Origin of the sequence: Micromonospora sp. NPDC049089, assembly GCF_040648775.1 — a bacterium.
Lineage (GTDB): Bacteria > Actinomycetota > Actinomycetes > Mycobacteriales > Micromonosporaceae > Micromonospora.
Genome location: NZ_JBEZEH010000046.1, coordinates 1 through 10291, shown reverse-complemented (window position 1 = coordinate 10291; position 10291 = coordinate 1). Strand labels below are relative to the sequence as shown.

Here is a 10291-nt window from a genome sequence, read left to right as displayed (position 1 = left end):
AGCTGCCCGCCGCCGCGCAGGTCTGCTCCTGCAACGCGGTGACCCGGGGCGACGTGGACGCCGCCATCGCCGACGGTTGCGCGGACGTACCGGCGTTGAAGGCGTGCACCCGGGCCGGCACCAGCTGCGGCTCCTGCGTGCCGATGCTGAAGCAGCTCCTGGACGCGGCCGGCGTGGCGCAGTCCAGCGCGCTCTGCGAGCACTTCGACGTCAGCCGACGGGAGCTGTTCGAGATCGTCCGCGTCCGCGGCATCCGCACCTTCTCCCGGCTGGTCGCCGAGCACGGTCGGGGCCGCGGCTGCGACATCTGCAAACCGGTGGTGGCGTCCATCCTCGCCTCGCTGGGCAGCGGGCACGTGCTCGACGGCGAACAGGCGTCGTTGCAGGACACCAACGACCACTTCCTGGCCAACCTGCAACGCGACGGCAGCTACTCGGTGGTGCCCCGGATACCGGGCGGCGAGATCACCCCGGAGAAGCTGATCGTGATCGGCGAGGTCGCCCGGGACTTCCAGCTCTACACGAAGATCACCGGCGGGCAGCGGATCGACCTGTTCGGGGCGCGGGTCGAGCAGCTGCCGCAGATCTGGCGGCGGCTGGTCGACGCCGGCTTCGAGTCCGGGCACGCGTACGGCAAGGCGCTGCGCACTGTGAAGTCGTGCGTGGGCGAGACCTGGTGCCGGTACGGGGTGCAGGACTCGGTGGGGCTGGCCGTCGCGCTGGAGCTGCGCTATCGCGGGCTGCGTGCTCCGCACAAGCTGAAGTCGGCGGTCTCCGGTTGCGCCCGGGAGTGCGCGGAGGCGCGCAGCAAGGACTTCGGCATCATCGCCACCGAGACCGGCTGGAATCTCTACGTCGGCGGCAACGGCGGTTTCCGACCCCGGCACGCCGACCTGTTCGCCACCGACCTGACCACTGACGCCCTGATCAGGCTGATCGACAGGTTCCTCATCTACTACATCCGTACCGCCGACCGGTTGCAACGCACCGCCGGCTGGATCGAGGCGATGGACGGTGGCCTGGACCACCTGCGCTCGGTGATCGTGGACGACTCGCTCGGGCTCTGCGAGGACCTCGACGCGGCGATGGCCCGACACGTCTCGTCGTACTCCGACGAGTGGCGCGACGTCCTGGACGACCCGGATCGGCTGCGCCGCTACACCTCCTTCGTCAACGCCCCCGACGTACCCGACCCGTCGATCACCTTCATCCGGGAACGCGGCCAGCCGGTTCCCGTACGCGACCAGTCCCCGACCGGATCCGAGGCGACCAACGGTCACCGTCGGCAACCGGTCACCCTCGGCCTACCGGAGGTACGGCGATGACCCAGACACTCACGCTGACCTGGACCACCGTCTGCCTGCTCGACCGGTTGGAACCGGACCGGGGCGTCGCCGCCCTGGTCGACGGGGTGCAGATCGCTCTTTTCCGGACCGCCGACGAGCTGTTCGCGGTCGACAACCGCGATCCGGTCTCCGGGGCGTACGTGCTGTCCCGGGGCATCGTCGGCAGTCGCGGCGGAGTGCCGACCGTCGCGTCACCGCTGCACAAGCAGGTGTACGACCTGCGCAGCGGGCACTGCCTCGACCTGCCCGGGGTGGCGGTGGCTCGGCACGACGCACGGTGCCGCGACGGGCTGGTCGAGGTGCGGCTGCGACAGGAGGGTTGATGCGCGAAGAACTGGCGGGCTTCACCATCGGGGTGACCGCCGACCGGCGGCGCGACGAGTTGGCCGCGCTGCTCGAACGACGGGGCGCCCGGGTGGTGCTCGCCCCGGCGCTGCGGATCGTGCCGCTGTCCGACGACACCGAGCTGCGCGAGGCGACCCGCGCCTGCCTCGACCAACCACCGGACATCCTGATGGCCAACACCGGCATCGGCATGCGCGGCTGGTTGGAGGCGGCCGAGGGCTGGGGGCTGGCCGAGCCACTGCGCTCCGTGCTGGCCAGCTCGTACGTGGTGGCGCGCGGCCCGAAGGCACGCGGCGCGATCCGGGCGGCCGGGCTGCACGACCAGTGGTCACCCGCCTCGGAGAGCTGCGACGAGGTGGTCGAGCACCTGCGCCGGCGTGGCGTCGCCGGGCAGGTCATCGCCATGCAGCTGCACGGCGAGCGGCAGCCCGAGTGCACGCTCGCGCTGGAGGCGGCGGGCGCCACTGTCATCGAGGTGCCGGTCTACCGCTGGGCGCCGCCGACCGATCCGGCGCCGCTGCACCGGCTGATCGACCTGATCGCCGGTCGGCTGGTGGACGCTGTGACGTTCACCTCGGCACCGGCGGCCGAGGCGTTGCTGCGGGCCGCCGGCGACCGTACCGACGCGGTGCTGTCGGCGTTGCGCGGCGACGTGCTGGCCAGCTGCGTCGGGGCGGTGACCGCCGAGCCGCTGCTGCGGCACGGGGTGCCGGTGAGCGCGCCGGGCCGGGCCCGGTTGGGCGCACTGGTGCGGACCATCGTCGACGAGCTGCCCCGCCGGACCGTGACGTTCAAGGCCGGCGGGCACCTGCTCACGTTGCGCGGGCACGCCGCAGTGATCGACGGCGAGCTGCGGCCGCTCGCGCCCGCGCCGATGGCGGTGCTGCGGGCGCTGGCCCAGACCCCGGGTCGGGTGTTGTCCCGCACGGCGTTGCTGAGGACCCTGCCCCGGGGCGCGGACGAGCACGCCGTCGAGATGGCCGTCGCCCGGCTCCGGGCCGGGCTGCGCGCGCCCCGCGTGGTGCAGACAGTGGTGAAGCGCGGCTACCGGCTGCGGGTCGAGTAGGGCGTGCGGAGTCCCCGATCGGGCCGAGGGCACTTCCACACGCCCTGAACACGTCACGGCCGGCCGTAGCGTGCCGGCCGTGACGCGACGTTTCAGCCCACCGGCGTCGGGAAGCCCCGCCCGTGCTCGGACTGGAGCCGGAGCATGGCGTGCTCGACCACCGTCACCAGCACCTGCTTGACCGAGTCCCGCTGCCGGGCGTCGGTCATCACCAGCGGCACCTGCGGCGAGATGGCCAGCGCTTCGCGGACCTCCTCGGCCTCGTACTGCGGTGCGCCGTCGAACTTGTTCAGCGCCACCACGTACGGCAGGTTGCGGTTCTCGAAGTAGTCCAGCGGGGCGAAGGCGTCGGTGATCCGGCGGGTGTCCACCAGCACGGCGGCACCCACCGCCCCACGGATGATCTCGTCCCACATGAACCAGAACCGAGTCTGACCCGGTGTACCGAAGAGGTACAGGATCAGGTCCTGGGCCATTGTGATCCGGCCGAAGTCCATGGCGACCGTTGTGGTCTCCTTGCCCGGCACCTTGGACGGGTCGTCGATGCCGACACCCGCCGCTGTCATCAACGCCTCGGTGGTCAGCGGTGTGATCTCGGAGATCGCCCCGACCAGTGTCGTCTTACCGACGCCGAATCCGCCCGCGACGACGATCTTCGCGGAGACGATTCCCCGGCCCGGCCGCCCCCCTGCGGGGTCATAGCCTGCGAAGTCCACTTAGCACCCTTCCAAGCAGTTCCATCCGCTCCTCGAACCCCTCGGCGGGAGCAGCAGTGTGTAACGTCAGCAGGCTCTCGGCCACCATGTCGGCGACCAACACCCGGGCGACGCCCAGCGGCATCCGGGTATACGCGGCGATCTCCGCCAGCGACTGTGCTCGGCCCTCACAGACCGTGGCGATGCGGTGCTTGTCGTGCCCGGCGAAGCGGGACTCGGCGACCTGGGTCGGAGAGGCGGTCAGGACGGCCTCGAGGGCGATGTCCTGCCGGGGCTCGGTACGACCACGGGTGACCGCGTACGGACGCACCAGCGCGCCACGCGGGTCAGCGCGTCGTTGGTCCATTCCCGATCACCTCCTCGTCCCCTGCTGAGCCGGACTGTGCCGCCTCTCGTCCCTGGTCCGGCGCTCGGAACGAGCGCCGCCTTCCGGTGCTAAGAGCGCACCGCGTCGCGCGGCAGCGGCACCAGCGCGGCACCCACCCGCTCGACCAGCAGCGCCATCTCGTAGCCCACCTGGCCCACGTCGCAGCTGCGCGCGGCCAGCACGGCCATCGAGGACCCGTCGCTGATCGACATCAGGAAGAGATACCCGCTGTCCATCTCGATGACTGTCTGCAACACCCCGCCCGCGCTGAACATCCGGGCCGCGCCCTCGGTCAGGCTCACCACCCCGGAGGTGATCGCGGCGAGCTGGTCGGCCCGGTCCCCCGGCAGATCCCGGGAGGACGCGAGCAACAGCCCGTCTGCGGACACCGCCACCACGTGGGCGATGCCCGCCACGCTGTCGGCGAAGTTGGTGAGCAGCCAACCCATGTCCTGCATGGCAGCTGGCCTGTTCATCGGCTCTCCTTGGTCGAGGTGCTGTTCAGATCCGTTCCGGCCGTCCGACCGCGCTGCACACCGCGGTGGTAGGCCGACAGCAGACCACGTACTTCGTCCGGGGTCCGCCGGCTGCGGTCCCGGCCGCTCTTCGGTTCGATGCCACCCGGCACGAGCTGTTGCTGCGGCACCCGCTTGGGCAAGCCGGAGCGGGTGGTGCCGGCGGGAGCCGGCTCGGCAGCCCGGCTGGCCCGGGACCAGCCCTCGTCGGCCGCCGTACGCCATGCTGCCGGGTCGGGGGCGGGCGCGGGCGGAGCCGTCGGGGCGGCCGGGGGCGGGGCGTACGTCGGCGGCGCCGACGGTCGCGCCGCGAAGCCGTCCATTGTGGCGCCGGGGCCGTCGCCCAGGGTGGCTGTGCCGTCGGTGCCGCCCGGGGTACGGGTCGGCAGTTTCGGTCGGGCCGGCGACGCGGCCGGCACCGTCGCGGCGCTCGGCTGGCCGCCGTTGCCGGTGCGCAGGCCGGTGTCGGCCGTTGCGGTGGTGGCGGGCGCGGGCGGCTCGTCGAAGTTGGGCCGGGTGAAGATCGCGGTGGCGTCGTCGCCGTGCGACCGGAACCAGACCGCCTCCATCTCCCGGAAGATCGGAGCCTCGGCCGGGAAGTCCGGCCGGGTGCTGACCGGCGCGGCGGGCACCGACGGAACGGCTGGCGGTGCCACCGCGCCCGGCCCGGCGACCGGCCCGACCGGGAGGCCCTGGGCGCCACGCCCATCCGCGGTGTCCGGGGTGGAGCCACGCCGAGGCAGTGGGTCGACCGTCGGGTAAGCCACTGTCGGGCTGCCCAGCGAGGCGCCCGCACCGCTGCTGTAGGCCGGCCGGGCCGGCGGCAGCGGGGCGGCGGGTGCCGGGGCGGCAGGCGCCGGGGCCGCGGGTGCCGGCGGCATCGTCGAGCGCGGACCGGTGTAGCCACCGGCCTGCACGGCCGGGGTGGTGTCCCGCGAATCCAGCGGCGACTGCCACTGGGCGGGCGCCGGCGAGCTGGTCCGCCACTGGTCGGGCAGCGTCGCCGCCGTCGTGGCAGCACCGGCGAACTGCTCGGCGTGGCCGGCCGAGGAGAGCGGGGCCTGCTCCACTGCCATCGGCTGACGCGGCCGGGTGAGCACCTGCTCGCGGCCCCGGTTGCTGGGCAGCACCACGGTGGCGGCGGGCAACGTCACCTGGGCGACGGTGCCGCCCTCGACGTTGCGGCGCAACTCCACCCGGATGCCGTAGCGGGAGGCGAGCCGGCTCACCACGGCCAGACCCATCAGTCGGAACGCGGCGACGTCCACGCTCGGCGGGGCGGCGAGCCGCCGGTTGAGCGAGTCGAGCTGGTCGTCGGTGAGGCCGAGCCCGCGGTCCTCGATCTGGATCAGCACGTAGTCACGGATCCGGCGACCGTCGGCGACCACAGTGGTGTTCGGCGGTGAGAACCGGGTGGCGTTGTCGAGCAGCTCGGCGACGAGGCGTACCACGTCGTTCACCGCGTGCGCGGCCACCGAGATGTCGGTGTCCACGGTGCCGAACTCGATGCGGTTGTAGAGCTCGACCTCGGACTGGGCGGCGCGCAGCACGTCCACCACCAGCGCGTCGTCGTGACGCGGTGCGGCGGAGTCGGCACCGGCCAGGACGAGCAGGTTCTCGTCGTTGCGGCGCATTCGAGTGGCCAGGTGGTCCAGTTCGAAGAGCTGCGCGAGCCGCTTCGGGTCCTCCTCGCCGCGCTCGATCGCGTCCAGCTCGCCGATCATCCGGTCGACCAGGGTCTGACTGCGGCGGGCCAGGTTGAGGAACATCGCCGAGACGCTGGTACGCAGTGCCGCCTGCTCGGCGGCGACCCGCACCGCCTCCCGGTGTACGACGTTGAAGGCCAGCGCCACCTGACCGACCTCGTCGCGGCTGTTCAACTGGATCGGGTCCCGGACCTGGCGGACGATCTCGTCCACCCCGCCGTCACCCACGCTGCCCATGTTCTGCAACCGCTGCACGGCGTCGGGCAGGTCGTGGTTGGCCACCGAAAGCGCGCCCTCGCGCAGTCGGCGCAGCGAGTGGTTCAGCGAGCGGGCCAGCACCACGGCCAGCGACACGGCGATGATCAGGGTCAACAGCACCAGGATCGACTCGACCACTGCCTGCCGGATGACGTCCGAGCGGGCCTGGTCGGCCTGCTGGAGCAGTCGGTCCTGCAGTTGGACCTCAGCCCAGCGCATCAGGTCGTTCACGGCGCCGATCGCCGCGGTGGCGTCCTGGGCGGTGACCAGTGAGCGCTGCCCGACCGAGCGGGTGATGTCGGTGGCCACCCGGTCGGCCAGGCCGACGGCGTCGCCGGACACGGTGCTGTCGACCAGGGCGCGCTGCACCGGGTCGGCGGCCAGCGAGAAGGCGACCAGGGCCTCCTGCTGACCGGTCAACGTTGCCACGAAGGAGGAGAACTGCTCCGAGTCGAGCTGGCCGGCCGTCAGCGCGGTGAAGGCGACGGCCTCTTCCTCGGCGACGGAGGCCTTGGCGCGGGCGAAGGCGGCGACCGCGCGGCGGCTGTCCGCCAGGCTCTCCGAGCCGGGCAGCTGGGCCAGACCGTCACCGTACGAGACCAGGTCGGTGAGGATGACTCCGTAGCGGAGCACCGCCTCGGCGACTGCCATCTGCCGGCGGTCCAACACCTCCTGACGGGTGCCGTCCAAGGTGGCCAGGTGGTCGTCGATGGCGGCCAGCCGGTCCCGCAGGGCGGCCGGCACGTCGCCGATCCGGCCCCGCTCGGCGCGGTACTCGTCCACCCGCTGCTGCGTCTGGCGGACCCGCAGGTTGTACGCGTCAGCCGGCTGCTGCGGAGCGGCGAGGTAGGCGGCCGCCGCCATCCGTTCGGACTGGAGGTCCTGGGTGAGGGCGCTGACGTCGACGGAGAGGGCCGTCAGTGACCGGGCCTGGGTGGCGTCGAACGCGCCCTCGCCGACGGAGATCAGGCGGACCGTGGCCAGCGCGATCACCGCCGCCACCGGGACGACCAGAATCAACGCCAACTTGGACCGGATCCGGGCGTCACGCAGTCTCGGCATCCGTCGGCGCGCAGGCCGACCGCTATCGCCGAGCGCGGGCAGGGTCGTCGGTCCGGTGCTCACGACATCGCCTCCGTCGTTTCTTCCCCGCCTGAGCCGCCGAGCCATGCCGTAAGCGGAGGGGACCACGCGCGGCACGGCCGCGATTTCATCAGAGATGATCGTGTTTGGGAAGCCGCAGTGAGGTAGGAAACGGTCGGACGGAGCGCATCCCGTGATCCGGGCAACTGATACCTTCATTTCCGCAAGCCCCTGAACAGGGCATGTAACTCCAGAGTGGTCACGCGTGCATGCAAAGTGAGCTTTTGCAAACATTGCGTTACCCCAGCATGTGGGATGGCCGTCCCGAAAATGCTGCCGGGGTCCGCGCTTGACCACAGCGCCGGCCATTGGCAAGGTTTTGCAGGCTTCGCGCACACCGTACGGCAGAGGAGATCCCGTCCTCCACTGAGGACGGATTAGCGGCGGTGACCGGGCAGCGCCCGCGCCCGCACCTGGAGGACTGAGTTGAGCCCCATCCGCTCCGCGACCATCGCGGCGCTCGCATCGGCCGTAGTGGCCACCACGCTCACCGGCTGCCAGTTTGGTGAGGCGGAGAAGGACACGAGTCCGATCGTGATCGCCGCCGATCTCGAACTGTCCGGCGCCGCCGCCACAGTTGGCCGGACATACCAGCGCGCCCTCGAACTCAAGGTCGATCAGTTGAACGCCTCCGGAGCACTGAACGGCCGGAGGATCGACCTGAAGGTGAAGGACAACCGTTCCGACTCGGCCGAGTCACTTCGCAACATCGTCGACTTCAGCAGCGATTCGAAGGTCAGCGCCATCATCATGGGCGGCTGCAACGAATGCGCGGTCGGAGCCGTCGGGACCATCAACGAGAAGCGGATTCCCACCATTGCGCTAGCCGCTTCCGGCGCGATCGCCGCGCCGGCCGCTGAACGGCGCTACGTGTTCAAGCTGGGCCCCAACGCCCCGGACAGCGCCGCCGCACTGACCACCGAACTGCGCCGCAACAACATCCGCAAGGTGGGGATGCTGGTCAGCGACGACGACTACGGCCAGGAGGGCGCGACGGCGCTCAAGAGCGAGCTCGACAAGGCCAAGATCACGCTCCGACAGCAGCGGGTCAAGACCACCGACACCGACGTCAGCCAGCAGGTCCAGCAGCTCGCGTCGGGCAAGCCGGACGCGATGGTCTTCTGGACCCCGCCGGAGCAGGCGACACTGGCAGCCACCACCGTCCAGCAGACCATCTTCCGTGGGTCGATCTACTTCGACGCGGGAGCGGCCGGGGACCTCTTCCTCGGCGCGGCGGCCAAGGCGACCGAGAAGGCCACGCTGATCTTCACCCAGACGATGGTGATCGATGACGTGATCGCGACCACGCCGGCCAAGGCGGCGCGGCGGCAGTGGTTCCAGGACTACACCGCCCGCTTCGGTGGCTACAACGGGTCCTCGTCGTTCGCCGCGGACGCCGTCCAGCTCATCGCCGACGCCGAACTGCGCGCCGGTGGTGAGATCGGGAAGGTGGACCGCAACGGCATCCGGGACGTGCTGGAGACGTCCCAGATGGACGGCCTCTCCGGCCCGATCCGCATGACGCCGGACAACCACAGCGGCCTGATGCCGCAGGCGCTCACCACGCTGGTCGCCCGCAACGGGCGCTGGCGGTTGGCTGGGTAGACGCTCGGGCCTCATGTTCTTTGGCCCGGCGCTCTTCGTCGAGTGCCGGGTGGGGGGTGTGGCCTACCGTGCCCGGCTCCGGGCGGTCAGGCTTGATCCCTCCGCCGGGCACGGTAGGCCACACCCTTTGCGCCAGCAGCGTCGACAAGACGGGCCGGCCTCCTGAGAGGGAGGCCGGCCCTGCGCGTTTCTTAATGTTGATCTTGATCTGTGTCTTGGTGCTGCTCTGTGATCTCTTCTGTGGTTAGCGGCTGCTTGTGGTTTCTCGCACCCAGGGCAGGGCGAACCGCTCGATCAGCAGGAGCGCCGAGTAGAGCAGGATGCTCACCAGCGCCACGAGCATGATCGCCGCCCAGGCGGTGGCGGTGTCGCCGACGCCGGCGTACTGCGTGATGACGTAGCCAAGGCCACTCTCGCCGGCCTGGAACTCACCGATCACCGCGCCGATCGCGGCCAGTGGCATGGCCACCTTGAGCCCGACGAAGATCTGCGGCAACGCGGCCGGGAAGCGCACCTTGCGGAACGCCTGCCAGCGGGAGGCGTTCCAGGACCGCACCAGTTCGGCCAGGTCGGCCGGCGTGGTGGTCAACCCGGTCGCGGTGGACAGCACGATCGGGAAGAAGCAGAGCAGGAACACCATGGTCAGGATCGGCTTCTGGCCCCAGCCGAGCGCCACCACCAGCAGCGGACCCAGCGTGATCTTCGGCACCGCGTTCACGGCGACCAGCAGTGGCGTGAACATCCGCTCCACAGTGCGGGAGCTGGCCAGCGAGAGCCCGATCAGCACACCGGCGGCCACCGAGAGGGCGAACCCGGTCAGGATCTCCAACGTGGTGTCCCAGGTGTGCTCCAGCAGCTGCGCCGGCTTGTCGACGAACGCGGTGAGCACGTCGCCGGGTGGGGGCAGGGCTGCGGGGTGGACCAGCTCCAGCCGGGCGACCAGCCACCACGCCGCCAGCGCGACCAGGATGCCGACCGCGGGCAGCACCGCCTCGGCCCCGGCCCGCAGACCGGCACCTCGACCCGCGCGCCCCACCTCGGGGCCGGCACTCGGGGGCGGGGGTTCCGCCACCGCCGGGTCCGCTGACCGGACGTCGGTCATCTCTGTCCTCCTCGAAATCCCACGGCCCGCCGGGGGCCGACGAGCGACGGGGGGGCGGCCCCCCCGGGTCGGGGGGTCGTTCCCCCGGTTGTCGACCGGGCGAATAGGGCGACGGCGCGAGG

At 71.3% G+C, this 10291-nt stretch carries 9 protein-coding genes; 4 read left to right on the top strand and 5 right to left on the bottom strand.

Annotation, left to right across the window (positions count from 1 at the left end; all coding sequences use genetic code 11):
• The 3 genes from nirB to AB0B48_RS10920 all read left to right on the top strand — a co-directional run.
• Positions 1–1325, top strand: a 1325-nt coding sequence (nirB, locus tag AB0B48_RS10930; protein ID WP_357199065.1) for a nitrite reductase large subunit NirB, incomplete at its 5' end; no start/stop codon positions are given.
• The gene (gene nirD / locus AB0B48_RS10925; protein ID WP_357199063.1) at positions 1322–1669 is read left to right on the top strand and encodes a nitrite reductase small subunit NirD; all 348 of its coding nucleotides are present in this window, start codon (positions 1322–1324) and stop codon (positions 1667–1669) included. The genes nirB and nirD, both read left to right, overlap by 4 nt.
• Positions 1669–2757 carry a uroporphyrinogen-III synthase gene (locus tag AB0B48_RS10920; RefSeq protein ID WP_357199060.1) on the top strand — a complete coding sequence of 363 codons (1089 nt, stop codon included), beginning with the start codon at positions 1669–1671 and terminating at the stop codon, positions 2755–2757. The genes nirD and AB0B48_RS10920 overlap by 1 nt, the downstream gene beginning before the upstream one ends.
• A gap of 92 nt (positions 2758–2849) precedes the next feature.
• Here the strand turns inward: AB0B48_RS10920 and AB0B48_RS10915 are convergent, their stop codons facing one another.
• The 4 genes from AB0B48_RS10915 to AB0B48_RS10900 all read right to left on the bottom strand — a co-directional run bounded on the left by AB0B48_RS10915 (position 2850) and on the right by AB0B48_RS10900 (position 7444).
• A complete protein-coding gene (locus AB0B48_RS10915) occupies positions 2850–3473 on the bottom strand; it encodes an ATP/GTP-binding protein (RefSeq protein ID WP_030329978.1) in 624 nt (207 codons plus the stop codon).
• Positions 3454–3819, bottom strand: a complete 366-nt coding sequence (locus AB0B48_RS10910; RefSeq protein WP_007465174.1) for a DUF742 domain-containing protein — start codon at positions 3817–3819, stop codon at positions 3454–3456. Before AB0B48_RS10910 ends, AB0B48_RS10915 begins: the two co-directional genes overlap by 20 nt.
• Before the next feature lie 89 nt (positions 3820–3908).
• Entirely contained in the window at positions 3909–4316 is a 408-nt protein-coding gene (locus AB0B48_RS10905) for a roadblock/LC7 domain-containing protein (RefSeq protein WP_007465177.1), read from the bottom strand.
• Positions 4313–7444: a nitrate- and nitrite sensing domain-containing protein gene (locus tag AB0B48_RS10900; protein ID WP_357199057.1), complete on the bottom strand. Its 3132-nt coding sequence runs from the start codon at positions 7442–7444 to the stop codon at positions 4313–4315. Before AB0B48_RS10900 ends, AB0B48_RS10905 begins: the two co-directional genes overlap by 4 nt.
• 444 nt (positions 7445–7888) lie before the next feature.
• On the opposite strand from AB0B48_RS10900, the gene AB0B48_RS10895 reads away from it, so the two are divergent.
• A complete protein-coding gene (locus AB0B48_RS10895) occupies positions 7889–9067 on the top strand; it encodes an ABC transporter substrate-binding protein (protein ID WP_357199054.1) in 1179 nt (392 codons plus the stop codon).
• 244 nt (positions 9068–9311) lie between these two features.
• On the opposite strand, the gene AB0B48_RS10890 is transcribed toward AB0B48_RS10895, so the two are convergent.
• Positions 9312–10169: an ABC transporter permease gene (locus AB0B48_RS10890; RefSeq protein ID WP_357199051.1), complete on the bottom strand. Its 858-nt coding sequence runs from the start codon at positions 10167–10169 to the stop codon at positions 9312–9314.
• Between the last annotated feature and the right edge of the window lie 122 nt (positions 10170–10291).